At 55.6% G+C, this 16,845-nt stretch carries 10 protein-coding genes; 8 read left to right on the top strand and 2 right to left on the bottom strand.

Annotated features, from left to right (window positions below):
- Positions 1–778: 778 nt before the first annotated feature.
- A complete protein-coding gene (locus H3T93_RS00690) occupies positions 779–4,573 on the top strand; it encodes an RCC1 domain-containing protein (RefSeq protein WP_144177426.1) in 3,795 nt (1,264 codons plus the stop codon).
- A 565-nt stretch (positions 4,574–5,138) separates the two neighbouring features.
- On the opposite strand, the gene H3T93_RS00685 is transcribed toward H3T93_RS00690, so the two are convergent.
- Positions 5,139–5,441 carry a hypothetical protein gene (locus H3T93_RS00685; protein ID WP_144177428.1) on the bottom strand — a complete coding sequence of 101 codons (303 nt, stop codon included), beginning with the start codon at positions 5,439–5,441 and terminating at the stop codon, positions 5,139–5,141.
- Positions 5,442–5,902: 461 nt separating this feature from the next.
- Here H3T93_RS00685 and H3T93_RS00680 point away from each other — a divergent pair, with 461 nt between their 5' ends.
- The 5 genes from H3T93_RS00680 (at position 5,903) to dcm (ending at position 12,059) form a co-directional block, all read left to right on the top strand.
- Entirely contained in the window at positions 5,903–6,595 is a 693-nt protein-coding gene (locus H3T93_RS00680; protein ID WP_144177430.1) for a hypothetical protein, read from the top strand.
- A 306-nt stretch (positions 6,596–6,901) separates the two neighbouring features.
- Entirely contained in the window at positions 6,902–8,089 is a 1,188-nt protein-coding gene (locus H3T93_RS00675) for an NAD(P) transhydrogenase subunit alpha (RefSeq protein WP_144177432.1), read from the top strand.
- The gene (locus tag H3T93_RS00670) at positions 8,089–8,457 is read left to right on the top strand and encodes an NAD(P) transhydrogenase subunit alpha (protein WP_144177433.1); all 369 of its coding nucleotides are present in this window, start codon (positions 8,089–8,091) and stop codon (positions 8,455–8,457) included. The genes H3T93_RS00675 and H3T93_RS00670 overlap by 1 nt, the downstream gene beginning before the upstream one ends.
- Positions 8,454–9,863, top strand: a complete 1,410-nt coding sequence (locus tag H3T93_RS00665) for an NAD(P)(+) transhydrogenase (Re/Si-specific) subunit beta (RefSeq protein ID WP_144177435.1) — start codon at positions 8,454–8,456, stop codon at positions 9,861–9,863. The genes H3T93_RS00670 and H3T93_RS00665 overlap by 4 nt, the downstream gene beginning before the upstream one ends.
- A gap of 921 nt (positions 9,864–10,784) precedes the next feature.
- Positions 10,785–12,059 carry a DNA (cytosine-5-)-methyltransferase gene (gene dcm / locus H3T93_RS00660; RefSeq protein ID WP_198214725.1) on the top strand — a complete coding sequence of 425 codons (1,275 nt, stop codon included), beginning with the start codon at positions 10,785–10,787 and terminating at the stop codon, positions 12,057–12,059.
- On the opposite strand, the gene H3T93_RS00655 is transcribed toward dcm, so the two are convergent.
- Positions 12,028–13,410, bottom strand: a complete 1,383-nt coding sequence (locus H3T93_RS00655; protein WP_144177439.1) for a Sau3AI family type II restriction endonuclease — start codon at positions 13,408–13,410, stop codon at positions 12,028–12,030. The two genes, dcm and H3T93_RS00655, sit on opposite strands and share 32 nt — an antisense overlap.
- A 1,069-nt stretch (positions 13,411–14,479) precedes the next feature.
- Between H3T93_RS00655 and H3T93_RS00650 the strand changes: the two genes are divergently transcribed.
- Positions 14,480–15,505 carry a threonine aldolase family protein gene (locus H3T93_RS00650; RefSeq protein WP_144177441.1) on the top strand — a complete coding sequence of 342 codons (1,026 nt, stop codon included), beginning with the start codon at positions 14,480–14,482 and terminating at the stop codon, positions 15,503–15,505.
- A 240-nt stretch (positions 15,506–15,745) separates the two neighbouring features.
- Positions 15,746–16,795, top strand: coding sequence for an NAD(P)-dependent alcohol dehydrogenase (locus tag H3T93_RS00645; protein WP_110413184.1), 1,050 nt, complete (start codon positions 15,746–15,748; stop codon positions 16,793–16,795).
- Positions 16,796–16,845: the final 50 nt, after the last annotated feature.

Raw genomic sequence — 16,845 nt, 5'->3', positions numbered from 1 at the left:
CTGAGAGCGGCGACGTTGGATGTACTCGCCCAATGGTTGGGGGGTCACACTTCGGTAGGAATCGAACGAGGCGAACTGGGGGCCGGATGACCTGTCATCGGAGTTAGAACCAGTGAAAGCTATGATGGTGACACGAGAGGCGCCCGCAGAAGTGATGCCAGTCATTGTATCTTCTAAAGCCGCACACGCAGCCATTTGATCTGGTTCAATGCCCACAATAGTGGTTCAGAAGGTCGCGCGTTCAAGCCGCGTTCGCCACCCCACCTCAACCCTATGCCTCTGATTAAAAAGCCGGAGTTTTATTATATCCAATCAAACGTCCCTAGCGTCCTAATGCGTGACCGTTGTGACCGTGTGCGACTCAAAATTGGCAAATGACTTCACTCCCCAAAAAAATGACTTCACTCCCCAAAAAAGATGAGCGCTGGTAACACAAATGACAAAATGATCTACAGTCCTATAGGGTCGGAGCCGTATACGAAGCCAAAGACAATAACCAAACCGAACAAAACCGTAATCAGCAATAGCATAGTTGACATGTATCCATCAGTATTTAATAGAACCGCCTTCCGTATAGACCACATCAGGCTGGTCGGCTCAACGGTTATTTTTACAATATTAGGAAGATAAAAAGAGCGAAACCTACTATGACATTCGAGTTGGCCCTCAGATATGCGGGTGATAGCATGGTTTTATCTGCCGGGGCTGTTCCCGGTACGTAGTTCATTGGAAACGAGGGGAATTTCGTCATTGAACTACATGTGTTCGGGAAGGGATTATGCATATTTCGCTTCGGCATAAGTCCGCACGCGGCCGGTCGACAACCATGGTTGGTGTCCTGCTGGCTATCATCCTGCCCGCCAGTCTGATCATGGGCAGCCTGGCCACGGCCGACACAGCCTCCGGCGAATCCAGTGTGCCCGAGCCGACCAAGCTGGAGCAGACGGCTGCAGGCCAACAGGCCGACCCATCAGCCAGTGCACCAATCCTGCCAGCCACCCCGGCCAGCCCCCAGTCGCCGCTGCCCTCACCCTCGCCCCTGAACACCGCATCCCCCCTCACCACATCCCAGCCCGCGCCCAAGAAGCCCGGCGACACCGGCGTCGAACGCAAGGCCGCCGACAGCCAGCCCCAGACACGCGCAGCCTACACCATCACCTTCAACGACCCCGACGGCAAAACCAACACACCCTCCCAGAGCGTCCCCAGCGGTGGACAGGCCTCCAGGCCCGAGGACCCGAGCAGGGACGGCTACCTGTTCGACGGATGGTTCACCGGCAACACCGCCTACGACTTCACCCGGCCCGTCACCGGCAACATCACCCTGACCGCCAAATGGACAAGGATAACCAGCTCCTGGAGCCTGTCCCCCGCCTCCGGGCCGGCAGAAGGAGGCACCAGGATCACCCTGACCACGCCCACCACATCCGACATACGCTTCAACCACATCGAAACAGGATTAAACCTGTCCCTGGCCATGGGCTCCGACGGCAACCTCTACAGCTGGGGAAGCACAAGCGGTTTGGGACGCGACTTCGACTTAATCACAACGCCAGCCGACCGGCCAGGCATCGTCACGCCGCCTGAAGAAAGCGTCCGCTTCACCCAGTTCAGCGCAGGACTAAGTTTCTCCCTGGCCTTGGGCTCGGACGGCAACCTCTACAGCGTGGGATACAACAGCTCCGGACAGCTGGGCGACGGCACCACTACTTCTTCTTCTGGCGCGCTAAGAAAGGTGATCATGCCGGCAGACGGCACGAAATTCACCCGGATCAGCGCAGGATTTACACATTCCTTGGCCATCGGCTCGGACGGCAACCTCTACAGCTGGGGAGACAACAGCTCCGGACAACTGGGCAACGGCACCACCGATTCCCTTGGCACGCCGAGCAAGGTGAGCCTGCCGACAGGGGTCCCAAAATTCACCCAGATCAGCGCAGGCACTAATCACTCCCTGGCCCTGGGATCGGACGGCAACCTCTACAGCTGGGGATACAACTACCATGGTGAGCTGGGTAACGGCAATAGCGGTTCTGTTGTACCACTGCCCACGCCGAGCAAAAGGATCATGCCGACAGACGGCACGAAATTCACCCAGATCAGCACAGGATACAATCATTCCCTGGCCCTGGGATCGGACGGCAACCTCTACAGCTGGGGAGACAACGCCTATGGACAGCTGGGACGCAGCATCAGCGGGGTGAACGACGGCACGCCGCGCAAAGTGAACCTGCCAACAGGCGTCAGCCGATTCACCCAGGTCATCGCAGGCGGCTATCATTCCCTGGCCCTGGGATCGGACGGCAACCTCTACAGCTGGGGAGACAACAGCAAGGGCCAGCTGGGACGCGTCACCAGCGGCACGCAAGACGGCACGCCAGGCAAAGTGGCCATGCCGACGGGCGTCACAATCACCCAAGCCAGCGCGCCAGGCACCATTAGTGGGGATTTCTCCCTGGCCCTGGGCTCGGACGGCAACCTCTACAGCTGGGGAGACGCCACCTACGGCCGGCTGGGACGCAACACCAGCGGGAAATTCGACGGCAATCCCGGCATGGTCGACTTCCCTGCGAAGCCGAAGCCGACCGGTGTCAAGTTCGGCGATACGCCGGGCATGAGCCTAACCGATAACAAGGGCGGCACCTGGAGCGTGATCACGCCCCCGCATGCAGGAGGCAAGACGGACGTGGCCGTCTCCTGGAGCAGGAACGGCCAGCAGCCCGACGCACACCTGGACTACACCTACATCAGCTCCTACACGGTCGCCTTCGACAGCGACGGCGGCAAACCGACACCAGACCCGCAGCGGATCACCGAAGGCCAGCAGGCCGCACGTCCGACCGCCAGCCCGGCCAAGGACGGCTTCCTGTTCGACGGCTGGTTCCTCAAGGATGCCGAGGGCGGTTCCAAGGTGGCGTATGATTTCAGCCAGCCGGTCACCGGAAATATCACCCTGGTCGCACATTGGAGCCCCGCCAACACCGGCGGCTGGTCGATCAGCCCAAGCAAGGGCAACGCGATGGGCGGCCAGCAGACCACCATCACCCCGCCGAAACTCAGCCGCGGCATCCGCTTCAACCAGATAAGCGCCGGCGGCTTCCAGGCCGGGAATTGGTGCGGCTTCTCCGTTGGGGTGGCCAGCGACGGGAACGCCTACGCATGGGGCAGCAACCAACACGGGCAGCTGGGCCAGGGCAGCGCCAGCAGCACTCCGCAGAAAACACCGGTCAGGGTTCCCCTGCCCGATGGCGTGGCCTCCAGTTTCACCTACAAACAGGCCGTGGCGGGCGGCTACCACGTGCTGGCCATCGGCAGCGACGGCATCGTCTACAGCTGGGGGGCCAACGACCACGGCCAGCTGGGCGACAACACCACCACCGAGCGTTCCAAGCCGTTGCCTGTCAAGGGCGCGGACGGCCAGCCCTTCAAAGCCTTCCAGGTGAGCGCCGGCGCCTTCGACTCGGCAGCCATCAGCCCGGATGGGCGCGTCTACACCTGGGGCAGCGAAAACAACAACTTCACCGATTACAGCACATCCAAATTGGCGCCGGCCCTGGCCAAGGATCCCAACGGCTCCGGCCAGGGGCTGCACGCGGACCAGGTAAGCCTCGGTTGGAGCTTTATCATGGCCATGGACGCGGACGGCAACGTATACACGTGGGGATACAACAACTACGGCCAGCTCGGCAACGGCACAGCCACGGGAACCACCAACGCCACGTACGCCGCCGACCCGGCACGCGTGCCCGACCCCAAGGACGCGAGCAGGACTTTCAAAGCCGCGCAGATCAGCGCAGGAGGCTTCCACGCCCTGGCCATCGGCCAGGACGGTGCCGCCTGGGCATGGGGGTGCAACAGCTTATGGGAGCTGGGGGACTGGTCGACAGCCAACAAGCCCAGGCCCACGCAGGTAGGAAACCCCACAAACTCCAGCCAGCCATTCCAAGTCGCGCAGATCAGCGCCGGCGTGCACCACTCCCTGGCCGTCGACCAGAACGGCACAGCCTGGGCATGGGGGTACAACTACGATGGCCAGCTGGGCGACAACACCACCAGCAACCGGTACACCCCCACACGCGTGTCGCCGCCCGCAGGCCAGGGCAGCGCCGGCACCGGGCTCGCAGCCGCACGAATCAGCGCAGGTCACTATCATTCCCTGGCCATCGGCCAGGACGGCAACACGTACAGCTGGGGAGACAACCAGTACGGCCAGCTCGGCAACGGGAGTCTGACGCAGAGCAGCACCCCGACCCAGGTGGCCCTCAACTCGTTGCTGATCACCGGCGTCAGTTTCGACAAGACAGCGGTCAGCTCCCTGCAGCAGCACCCTGACGGGTCCGTCTCTTTTACCACTCCCGCCCACAGTCCGGGACAGGCCGACGTGATCGTGGACTGGACCCTGGGCGGTGCCGGCCAGACACCAGCCCAACTTGATTACACCTATGAGGGCACCCTGCCCCTGACGGGCGGCAATGGCACCATGGTCCTCCTGCTCGCCGCCGGACTGCTCGCCGCAGCCGGCGCCGTCGCGGCCGGACGCCACCGGATAGAATCCCGTGCCCTGCACGTCTAGAATCCTCACCCGAGTAAGCAAGCCGGACCGCATCCCAAGACGGCCCGGCCAACCAGGGTGGCCCCGCCAACCCCCCAACACAACGGAGCCACCCCACAATCCTATGAGCAGCAGGCCCTGAAACAATAGAACTGGTCATCTCACTAGACACAGATGTTTTTCCAAGACCCCTTCAGTGAATGGGGAGGGGAAAGACGAGAGGCTATGGGATGGTTGAATTCGATACCGTGGCCGGTCGCCAGTTTCCCTAGTGATAAGGTGCCGTCCTTTGGACAAACGTATCCTACGCTAAACTTCGCCAGTATTGATTCGATCGACATGATCGAACATGTTTTCCAATACAACATTCAACGAATCCTGAAAAGATAATTGCATAGGCATAGAGCTAAACCCGACCGAGTGTAAATTATTACGAAACCACATTAAATAAGGCCTTGTAACCGTAATAAACAAAACCAACGGTATCCAAATAGGATGCCGTTTAAGATCTGTCACTTATCACTTCCCCAAAACCGTATTTGCATTCCTGCTATCGCCGACTGATATGACCTGTTCTTGTTTGGTATCAGTCCTGGTCGTATCCGGAAAGCTCGATCAGGTTCCTGTCAGGATCCCTGACATACACCAAGGTGACAGCCTCATGCGCGCCGGTCCGGCTGACCGGACCCAGACAGTCGACATGACACCCACGGAGCCCAGCAACCACATCATCCAACGAATCCCGAACAAGCAGACACAAGTCAGCCAAGCCGGGCACAGGCCTGTCCACCTTGAAGTCAATCTTCATGGCCGGCCTTACGGAGGTTGATTTTTGCGCGCAGGTCGCATCGATCAGTCGGTTGATGGCATCGAGGGCCGATACCCCCATGCAGCCATTCATCCAGATCATCTATCTGGCAGACCCCGTTAACGGCCGCCGGCACCAACAGGCAGAGACAGCATCCATAGTTGGATATGCTGCAATGAACTCGGCTCTTTTTGCAGGACATCCCTCTCGTCAAGCTATTGGTGCTTCACCCATAAGGGTCAATATCGGAATGGTATGGATCTGGTGCCGGTCAATGCCGCTTTTATGAGAAAAGGACACATACACTGGCCTCAACGGATGTTGCTTCCTGAAAACGGGCAGGCTTTCAGATGACCTGCCACAAGCAATGGGGAAGAACAAGCCTGGAGGGTCAGATGAGCAACAATCGAAACGAACGTGCGAATAAGAACCAAGGCAGGCATGAAAGTCCCGAACAATCACCAATGAATGACAAGGACCGCATGCCAAGACCAGTGGAGAACGCGAACGACAGAAAAGAAAGCCAAGCGGAAAATGCCCCCATGCCGAAGAAGGAAGGCAGGGATTCATCCAGCAAGGACGTTGCTCACGGCAGACCTGGAACACAAAATATGCAGAACCAAGCTCCAACCGACGACCGCTCGCAGGCCGGCGAGGTAGACAGAGAGCATGATGGCTCCTCCCATGACGACAAGCCAAGCCAACCCGGTAAGCCTGTTGCAAAGGATACGCCCGGACCTGTCGATAAACCGTCTCAACCAACCAAGGAAGGCAAGCCCGCCAAACCGCGCAAGGCCAAAAACCACGATTCCTTCTATCTGGGCCTTGCCTCAGCAGTCCTGGTTGCAGCTCTGGGCCTCAGCCTGAGCACCATGCCGATCTTCTTCTCCCTGCCTCTTGCCGCCGTTCTCTTCGGAATAGGCATCTGGCTCCTCTCCTATGCCAGCTTCAAGTCTCCCGGCAAACCAGAGGGAGAGGGAACAGATGCGGACAGGCACACCAGGACGGTAGTTGTAGCGACAGTTCTTCTGGTTCTGCAGACCTTCATCATGGACGTGTTCATCTTCACCAGAATGGGAACCGTCGGCAAACATCAGAACGCCATCGTCATCGCCTGGATTCTCGCCAGCATGATCGAGACCCTGGCTGCCTTCGCCCTTATCTACCATCACAATCCCTTGCAGTCCAAGCCCAAGGACCCTACGGCGAACGAAAAACACGAGGGGAATGAATAAAGCACTGTAGCGAACATGGATCTGAAACGACATAGCAGACCGGAAAGGTCGGCTGGCCGACCGTGGATGTGAAATTGCCTGCCCACAGCGTTCCGTCGCCAAAGCCTTCCGCCTCAGGGTGCCACTCATCATTCTTGAAGATGTGTGGCACCCTTTAAGACACCATGCAAGATACCTCGAACTTGGTCTTTTCTCAACTGTTACTTATTCAAATGCAAATTGTGTTGACCTGCCAACAGTAAAGACCAGCAACTAGAATCATTGATGAAATTACTCACACACAGTTGTGTTTGGAAAAGGAAAGACATGAGTGGACCAGAACAATCCCACGTAGCCTTCGGGGTCCTCAAAGAGACTGGCGATGAGGAGTCCCGAGTGGCCCTGACGCCTGACATCGTGACCCGGCTGACTAGGCAGGGCATTACCTGCCTATTGGAGTCCGGAGCCGGAGCTCGAGCTGGCTTCCGAGATGAGGACTACCGGCAGACCGGAGCCACAGTCACCGACAGGAATACCGTCTTATCCAAGTCACAAGTTCTGGGCTTCGTCAACAGACCCGATGAATCCTTGCTGAAGGGAATCCCAGCCGGAACATGGATCATCGGCATGCTGGGATCCCTGAGCGACAAGGACTACATCAAATCCTTGGAAGCGTCCGGGCTTACAGGGATCGCTATGGAGCGACTCCCCCGACAGCTCAGCTCGGCCCAGTCCATGGACGAGATGACCTCGCAGAACTCGGTCATGGGATACAAGGCGGCTCTGGTGGCTGCCGATGCCTATGGATCCTTCTTCCCCATGATGACCACTGCCGCAGGAACCATCCGACCAGCCAAGGTGCTGGTCCTGGGTGCCGGCATCGCAGGCCTGCAGGCCATCGGAACCGCAAAACGCCTAGGAGCCGTGGTCACCGCCTATGATGTCAGACCCGCTTCCAGACAGGAGGTGGAATCTTTGGGAGCCAAGTTCCTCGACCTGGGACTGGACTTCTCCAAGGGGCAGGGCCAGGGCGGCTATGCGCGCCAGCTGACCGATCAGGAGCAGGCCCAGCAGCAGGCTGCGGTGGATGCCAAAGCCGCAGGCTTCGATGTGGTCATCACCACAGCCAAGGTTCCAGGCGGAAAACCTCCTCGCCTCCTCAGCGCCGAGGGTGTGGCCAACCTGCATCCCGGAGCTGTGGTCGTGGACTGCGCTGCCAGCGACCTGGGCGGCAATGTCGAGGGATCACAAGTGGGAACCAGGACCACCAACAAGGGAGTCATCATGATCGGGGCTCCATACCTGGCCAGCGGTGTAGCCACGACGGCATCGAATCTTCTGTCCAGAAACGTGGCGGACGTGCTGGTGCATTTTCTACGTGATGGTGCGCTCAGCATCAAAACGGACGACGAGATCGATCAAGCACTTGTTGTGTCAGGAGCAACCAAATCCAGCGCGCATGGAAGCGCAGCTGCTACGGATGTTGAAAAGACCGAAGAGAAAGGTCAGGAGTAATGAATTCTTTGGTCATAGCAATTACGCTCTTCATTCTGGCCCTGCTGATCGGCGTGGAGGTAATTGGCAAGGTTCCGGCCACGCTGCACACGCCGCTCATGTCGGGCGCCAACTCCATTCACGGCATTGTGATCGTCGGGGTAGTCATCATCGCGGCGGAGGCTCATTCCCCGCTTTCCTACGTACTTATATTCCTGGCTGCCGTCCTTGGCGCCATGAATGTGGTGGGCGGCTACGTGGTGACCGACAGGATGCTAGAGATGTTCAAGTCCTCCAAACCAGACAAGGGGAAGGATAAGACCAGTCAGGACGAACAGACATCGACCGTCACGACCCAGACCGCTAAGAACGAGGGAGCCGAGAAGTGAACACCCTCGACATCATTACCTGGTTCGTCTATCTCCTTTCCTCAGTCATGTTCGTCATGGGCCTGCACTACATGAACTCCCCCAAAACCGCCCGTACAGGCAATAGGATTTCTGCGGTAGGCATGGTCATCGCCGTTGCCATGGCCTTCATTCACCTGTTCGCCACGGGTTTCACATCTTCCCTGGCCATCGTTCTGCTCGTGCTCGGCATTCTGATTGGAGCCGCTGCAGGGGTCTACTCGGCCAAGAAGGTGAAAATGACGGACATGCCTCAGCTGGTTTCCGTCTTCAACACGGTCGGCGGCGGCGCTGCAGCCCTGGTCGCTCTGAACGACATACTGACTTCCGAGGGCACCCCGACTCTGGTGGTGCTGATCACCGCCGGCCTGGGCGTAGTCATCGGTTCCATCACCTTCACCGGCTCCCTGGTGGCTGCCGGCAAACTCCAGGGCATCGGCCTGATCAAGAACCTGAAGCTGCCGGCCAAGGCTGTCTGGAATGTGCTCTTCGCTCTGTTGACGGTCATCAGCCTGGTCATGCTCTGCCTGAATCCGGACAATCGGACTCTATGGGCCCTCCTCACGGCCATATTCGCCCTAGGTTACGGACTTGTCTTCGTCATTCCCATCGGCGGCGCCGACATGCCCGTGGTCATCTCCGTCTTGAATGCCTGCACTGGTACAGCTGTGGCCATGAACGGCCTGGCCATCAATAACGTGGCTTTGATCGTTGCAGGCGCTTTGGTCGGTGCAGCAGGTGCAACTCTATCCGTCCTGATGGCCCAGGCCATGAACAGGCCGCTCCTGAGCGTGCTGGCCGGCGGGTTCGGCGGTTCCTCTGTCAGCGCCAGCCAGGATCAGGGCACCCAGGGGACCATGAAGGAGACCACGCCCGATGATGTGGCTGTCCAGCTGGTCTATGCCGACAAGGTCATCTTCGTCCCCGGCTTTGGCCTGGCTCAGGCACAGGCCCAACGCGAACTGGCCGACCTGGGCGAACTGCTCAAGGGCCGTGGCGTGGATGTATCCTATGCCATCCATCCCGTGGCCGGCCGTATGCCCGGACATATGAACGTCCTCCTGGCCGAGGCCAACGTTCCCTATGAGGAATTGATCGACCTTGATGACATCAATCCCCAGTTCCCCTCAGCCAACGTCGCCTTGGTTGTCGGCGCCAATGACGTAACCAACCCGGCTGCACGCCGACCGGGTACTGCAGTCTCAGGCATGCCCATCCTGGACGTTGACAAGGCCCAGCATGTTGTCGTCCTCAAGCGAGGCAGAGGCAAGGGGTACGCCGGTATCGAGAACGAGCTCTACTTCAACCCAAATACGCAGATGCTCTTCAATGACGCCAAGGTCAGCCTTCAGGCGATCATTGCATCGGTCAAGGAACTCATCGCCTGAGCATATGCTGTAGTGAGAACCATGGCTCCGGATCGGCTTGGCTGGTCCGGAGCCAATTATCATCGAACAAGAAGAATCCACATGCTGATTTTTACATCCCAAATTACTTATAGTTACTTTATCGCTAAATTAGTGAAGGTTACATAAAATTACGAAATGACAGCTCAATATTTATAACTGGGAGGATTTTGATTTCAGCAAAAGCGCTACAAACACAAGTATTACACAGCTCACCGGGGATAAATCTATGCTAACTGGGACTCACAGTGCGGCACATGTCTGGTAAACTCTCAAATAGTTTTCCAATAAAAAAACATCATGTATTACAAATCGTCGTCTGTCCATTCTTCATCTGTATTGAATCTCGCCCTCGATTACTAAAGGCGGTCAAGCCCGCGTTTTTATATCTAACGCATGGTGGTATTCAATGTCACCAAACTGTACTATCTAACATTTAGATAGATTAATTAGGCTTATCAATTCTGCCTCAAAGTGGAGTGGAATTGCTTCTGTACTTCGCGTACTTGTACAAAACAGGTACTTTGAAATGTAACGATATGTTTGAACCGCCCGCAGTGGAGAGTATGTAGATGTATCTGTACAGATATATTTAAAGAAGATAAGGAACCAGATTTCTCGTAGGCGTCAAGAGAAAGCCGTTGGCTCATTGCAACCTGTGCAACTATTCATAACAATCGATAACCTGTATAGCCAGCCAGAAATGTCGACGATAGCTATTGACTAGCAGCAAAACATGAGCATTTCGTCTACCTTTATTTGGAAAAACTTCATGCTCTTTTTTCGGCTCAACTTGGTCTCTTTCGAACAGACGTTCGACGCTCCCGAGAACCGCTCCGGTTGATCAAATCGATAAATCCCCGTATCATTGGTGTGTCAGAGTTTCCTCGGAAGTAAGTTGGTGTGTCTATGTCCATCAGGGTGGTCGAACTGTTCGCAGGTGTGGGCGGATTTCGTCTAGGCCTGGATGGTTATAACAATCCTGAGCATCCCGAATTCCACATGGAAGCCGCCGGTCCTTTCCAGACCGTCTGGGCGAACCAGTGGGAGCCCAACGGCAGCGAAGCCAAGCAATTTGCATGGCGCTGCTACGAGGACCGTTTTGGAACTGGATCCTGCGTTAATGAAGATATAGCTGAAGTACTAAGGAAAGTCGACAAGGGAGAAGCCAATATCCCACAGTTCGACATGCTTGTCGGCGGCTTCCCATGCCAGGATTACAGCGTGGCTAAGCCGCTCTCTCAATCTTCAGGAATAGAGGGCAAAAAAGGCGTCCTCTGGTGGAGCATAAATACACTTTTGGAGAAACGTAAACCACGTCTTGTGTTGCTTGAGAACGTAGATAGACTATTGAAATCACCGTCTACACAGCGTGGACGTGATTTTGCCATCATTCTTTCTTGCTTGTCCCGACTGGGTTACTCGGTCGAGTGGAGAGTGATTAATGCTGCAGATTATGGGATGCCCCAACGAAGGAGGAGGGTCTACATCTTCGCAGAACTCACCCGAAGTGCATGGGACCTCTCGACTCGTCTGCACAGCAACGGAATCATGGCAGAGGCCTTTCCGGCAGAGCCATCCGAAAAAAAAGATTCTGGTACATTTCGCATCAACGATGACCCCTATGACATAACCAACCGATTCGGCATCGATTCGAAGACTTCGCTCTTCCGGAATGCGGGCGTAATGCAAGACGGTGTCGTATTCAGCGAACGGGTAGAAGCGGTGTACACCGGCCAAAAAACTGTCTTAGGAGACATCCTTGTACCTCCGCAAGATGTTCCACAGCAATTCTGGATTGACGAAGACTCCCTATCGAAATGGTCGTATTTGAAGGGCGCAAAAAAGGAACAGCGGGAGGCGAAGTCAGGTTTTGAATACACTTACGCCGAAGGGCCCGTCACCTTTCCAGATTCATTGGACAAACCCAGTAGGACCATTCTGACTGGTGAAGGCGGTAAAGGGGCCAGCCGTATGAAGCATGTTGTTGAGCAGGATGGCAGGCTCAGAAGGCTGGTACCAGATGAACTCGACCAGCTACAGATGTTCCCACGGGGCTGGACAGATGACGGTATGAGCGACGGGCACAGGGCCTTCTGTATGGGCAATGCTCTTGTCACCGGAATCCCCCACAGAATTGGCAAGGTCATTGCCGGTCGTCTGATGCCTGGTCGATAATCTGCTGAACATATTTGTTCGTAATCCAGAAAGATTTCTTCGTCTCCCTGGTTCCCTGCGGGGTAAGACAGGTCTCACCTTTCGTGGCGTGAGGGCGCACGTGTATATGCGAACCATTGCCTTCCAATCCCCTGATGCCGGGAAAGTGATCATAATCATTGGCAAGAATGTGCTGTCTCGTTATCTTGTACACTCGACAGGCCTCGGCCAGGTCTTCGTCGGTTGGCGTCCACCACACCAACTGCGACAAAAACAAGGGGCCGTGCTCCTCACGTTGACTGAAGACGACAAACAGATAAGGAGTGGTCATGTATCCGTACAGCTTGCTGTCCTCCCAATCAGTGCAGGCTACTTCCTTATAGTCCATTGCAGGGAATGAAAGCGACTCTTTGACACGCCCTGTGCGGCTTCGCCTGATTGTGCGCACCATAATACCAGCCTTGTCGAATTCCTCTATACTCTTGTCAGTACCTATACCGAGGATTTTCTTCGTTATTAACGCGTAATAGTTCTTAGCATGCTCACTTGCGGAGATCTGCAGGACAGATTTCAGCTCTTTCTTCGTTTTTCCCATGTAAGGGCGGAATCTCGCCTTCACCAACTGGTGGAGGGTCAGATTCACCTCGTCCTTTTCCCTCTTGATTGAAGCGTACTTTTCCTTTTGGAAGAGCTGATTGATGACCGTGGTCATATATGATGATTTCAGGGCCCACCTTCTTGGCTTGGCGCACCGGTCCGATTTGGGTTGCGGGTATTTTTTCCCGTGACCGGAACCGGTAGTGGCAGCTTCAAGGTAGACGGTGTCACGGCCGCTTACCTTATCCGCGTCCCCATTCCTCACTTTTGCGAGAACCGTATTCCAGTCTGCCAGCATCTGGGGCTTATCTCTTTCCGGCACACCCCACATGGTGGCCAGTCTGAATCTCATATCCAAGACGCTGTCGCTACCTGGGTCATAGTCGTAGGCCAGCAGGAGAATCTTCGATATCTTATCCATAAGATGGCTCTTCTTGAAATCCTCGTTGAGAATCGTCATCCAGTTGATATTAGTTATAGCGAGTCGTTCCTTGGCACAAGGCTTGTGGTGGGCATCGTATCTTAAACCTGTAGTTTTGAGCTCGACACCGACTTTTGGGAAATCAGGACCTTGAACATTGTTGTTTCTGATGCGAAAATAGTATTCTTCGACAGTTTCGCCCATGGCCCCCTTGCCTCCGCTACCCTTGGGTCTGGCATCCGGGGGCAAATCCAAAGCTTCTCTCAAAGTTTTATTTACAATGCGCTTGGCATACTCTTCAATGCTGCTGACATTACTGTCATCGTATGGTACGTCCTCTTGCATCTCCACCATGTGTAACAAGTATACTTACCTCAGTCATACTGTATCTCGGTGGTAGTGGAACCAGCAGACAGGTTTATGTAAGATTATGCCCATTGCCTTCTGAGGAATTAAAAATACGTCAACCACAACAACGGCATGCCACATACCTCATTTCCTCCGGTTTACCAGTTTAGAAGCATTGTGTAGTATCCCAAATTCATACTAATTAAATTAGAATCATTCTGATAAAGCGAGTGCATCATAGGATTACGTAAACCTTTTAACAAATCAGGTAGAGACCAGCAATTAGAGACAAAGAATAGAACATGAACGGACACAAGAACAATAACGAATGCGACCAAAAAGATAAGATTGACAAGAATCAAAATATCTCGCTGCCAGGGCCGAGGTTGCCGAGCATGAGGCCGAGACTGCCAAGTCAGGGAACTCCGTCGTTGAAGCCACCTGACAGAACAGAAGTAAACAACTGCAGGATTCTGAATGTATGATGCAAACCACCAGTTCTCATGAAGCATATGCAAAACAGCAGACAGTTCGCAGCAGGGGCCACGCTGGAGCCTAGGCCACAGAATGAGGAATGGACGCGTAGCTTCTGTTTCGGGGTAGCAGCATTTATTCATAGCTGCTCTAGATAGCCACTATGTACAATGCCTATTTTTCTTTCGTCCTAGGCACAACACTCTCTGGCATCGGTACGCGTTTCCCAACTCATTGGATTTACCATTTTTAGCACGAACAAGACGGGAGAGTGCTGACCAACATCAAGGTCACATTTATTAACGTTATAATTGCTGTTTAGGTCTTTATCATCGTCCTCTTTTCTTCAACTGAATGGGAAGTGTGGACAACAAGCAGAATTCCATCATCAACACTTTGATTTGTCCCATATTGAATGAAATCATCACTGTATTTAGCCTTGTCTTCATTTAGCCTTGTCTTCGCAAGCTTGTGTACGAACCTTTCTCATGTCGTACCAATGCTCCGAACAAGCATGAATGAAGAACCCGGAAAGGGATGTGGAATCCAATTTATGTGTACCATAAAGGCATACACGGGAACGGTCTTAGAAAGGGTGTTTATGCTGTCATTCGTCAACGACTATTCCGAGGGCGCACATCCCGCAGTCCTGCAGCGGCTGATCGACACCAACATGGAGCACCTTCCCGGGTACGGCAAGGATCGGTACTGCTCCTCTGCTGCTCAGAAAATTGCCCAAGCTTGTGGCTGCCCCCAGGCCCAGGTCTATTTCATGGCCGGAGGAACCCAGACCAACCAGGTCGTCACTTCCTGCCTGCTGAAGTCTTATCAAGGAGTGGTTGCTGCAGATACTGGCCATGTCAATGTCCATGAGGCCGGCGCCATCGAAGCCGTAGGCCACAAGGTTCTGACAATTCGCGGCGAACAGGGCAAGATTCGCGCAGAGGACCTTGACGCTTTTCTGGAAGGCTTCTATGCCGACGGAAACCATGAGCAGATGGTCTTCCCCGGCATGGTCTACATCTCACATCCCACCGAGTATGGGACCCTCTACACTCGTCAGGAGCTGGAAGATCTCTCGCAGACCTGTCGGGAATACAAGATTCCGCTATACCTGGACGGGGCCAGGCTGGGATACGGACTGGTGGCTCCCGGAACCGACGTCAACCTGACGGACATAGCCCGTCTCTGCGACGTCTTCTACATCGGCGGAACCAAGGTAGGCGCACTCTGCGGCGAAGCGGTGGTCTTCCCCGGAGGAAATGCTCCCGAGCATTTCAGCACCATGATCAAAAGAAGAGGTGCCCTTCTGGCCAAGGGAAGACTCCTGGGAGTGCAGTTCGATGCCCTCTTTACCGATGACCTCTATTCACGAATCAGCCGCAACGCCATCCAGACGGCAGCGATGATCAAAAAGGCCCTGCGGGAGAAGGGGTATCAGATTGTCATGGACTCCCCCACCAACCAGACCTTCGTCCGCCTGGACAATGAGCGCATGGAGGAGCTGTCCAAGCAGGTCGCCTTCGACTTCTGGGAACGCAGCGATGCCACCCACACCGTGATCCGGCTGGCCACCTCCTGGGCGACGACAGTCGAGGACACCCAAGCGCTGATCAATCTGCTGTAAAAGCCGCTCACGCTAAACGAAGGCAAGACCAAGGTAATCCTGCAACCCCTCCCCCACCAATCAACCTTCGGGGAGGGGTATTTGTATGTATATGACTTTCACCCTGCATTGTTGGACATATCACACTCGTTCGGGTGAGTGCAAAGCTGTCATTCAGTAAGATTTTTATTGCAACGATGCTGTTGCACACCTCCGCCCTGAGCACGGGGGCGGAATTACTTCAACGATGAAAGGACGCTTATGAAAGCCGTTGTTTTCGAAGAATACAATACCTTCCCCACCCTCAAGGAAGTGCCGGAGCCGACACCCGGGAGCGGCGAGGTTCTGCTCAAGGTGGCCGGGGCAGGTTGCTGCCATTCTGATGTCTCCGTCTTCCAGGACTACACCCCCGAAACCGGCAGCCACACCAAGCCGCCATTCATTCTGGGACATGAGACCACTGGTTGGGTCGAAGAGGTCGGGCCTGACGTCACTGGCTTCAAGAAGGGCGATGCCTACATTGTCTATGGGCCCACCGGATGCGGCCACTGCCCTCACTGCGTGGCCGGCCAGGAGAACTACTGCTCCAGCGCCGCAACCAATAAATCACTGGCCCTGGGACTGGGGCGCGACGGCGGCATGGCCGAATACATGACCGTACCGGCCCGCAACCTGGTGCCCCTGGGCGATGCGGATCCCATCGGCGCAGCACCCCTGGCTGACGCTGCCCTGACCCCATACCACGCCATCCGGGCTGCCATGCCCCACCTGAATGGCGGCGGAAAGTACGCTCTGGTCATTGGCCTGGGCGGACTGGGCCAGATCGCCATTCAGATTCTTCACGCCCTGACAGGCGCCACCGTGATTGCCACGGACACCAAGCCTGAGGCCCTGGCCAAGGCTGAGGCCAAGGGTGCCATCCCCGTGGTCAGCGACGAGCACCAGGTGGAGAACATCAGGAAGATCACCCACGGGGAGGGTGTGGATGCCGCCTTCGATTTCGTGGGTGTGGCCCCGACCATTGCTGCCGCACAGGCTTCGGGCGGCCCGGGATCCCGTGTGACCGTGGTCGGCATCGCCGGCGGCAAGGCGGAATACGACTGGTACTCCAAGCCCTGGGAGCAGGAGCTGCTTGGCGTTTACTGGGGTTCCATCCCTGAGCTCTACGATGTGGCCAACATGTATCGCAACGGCCAGATCGAGACCGAGATCGAAACCTACTCGCTGGACAATGCCCTAGATGCCTACCACAAGCTGGTCGACAACAAGCTCTCGGCCAGGGCTGTTATAGTGCCCCACACCAAGGCCTGATTTCGCCTGATTGTAGACGCAGAAGCGACTCATCTGTCAGTCGGATTTAA

The sequence above is a fragment of the Bifidobacterium sp. M0404 genome (genome assembly GCF_016101415.1).
Classification (GTDB): Bacteria; Actinomycetota; Actinomycetes; order Actinomycetales; family Bifidobacteriaceae; genus Bombiscardovia; species Bombiscardovia polysaccharolytica.
The sequence above is the reverse complement of the archived record's forward strand: the minus strand, read 5'-3'. Positions and strand labels throughout refer to the sequence as shown.

Coding starts and splice junctions, on each gene's coding strand:
- H3T93_RS00690 (WP_144177426.1), top strand. CDS start 779: ATGCATATTTCGCTTCGGCATAAGTCCGCACGCGGCCGGTCGACAACC.
- H3T93_RS00675 (WP_144177432.1), top strand. CDS start 6,902: ATGAGTGGACCAGAACAATCCCACGTAGCCTTCGGGGTCCTCAAAGAG.
- H3T93_RS00670 (WP_144177433.1), top strand. CDS start 8,089: ATGAATTCTTTGGTCATAGCAATTACGCTCTTCATTCTGGCCCTGCTG.
- H3T93_RS00685 (WP_144177428.1), bottom strand. CDS start 5,441: ATGGGGGTATCGGCCCTCGATGCCATCAACCGACTGATCGATGCGACC.
- H3T93_RS00680 (WP_144177430.1), top strand. CDS start 5,903: ATGCCGAAGAAGGAAGGCAGGGATTCATCCAGCAAGGACGTTGCTCAC.
- H3T93_RS00655 (WP_144177439.1), bottom strand. CDS start 13,410: ATGGTGGAGATGCAAGAGGACGTACCATACGATGACAGTAATGTCAGC.
- H3T93_RS00650 (WP_144177441.1), top strand. CDS start 14,480: ATGCTGTCATTCGTCAACGACTATTCCGAGGGCGCACATCCCGCAGTC.
- H3T93_RS00645 (WP_110413184.1), top strand. CDS start 15,746: ATGAAAGCCGTTGTTTTCGAAGAATACAATACCTTCCCCACCCTCAAG.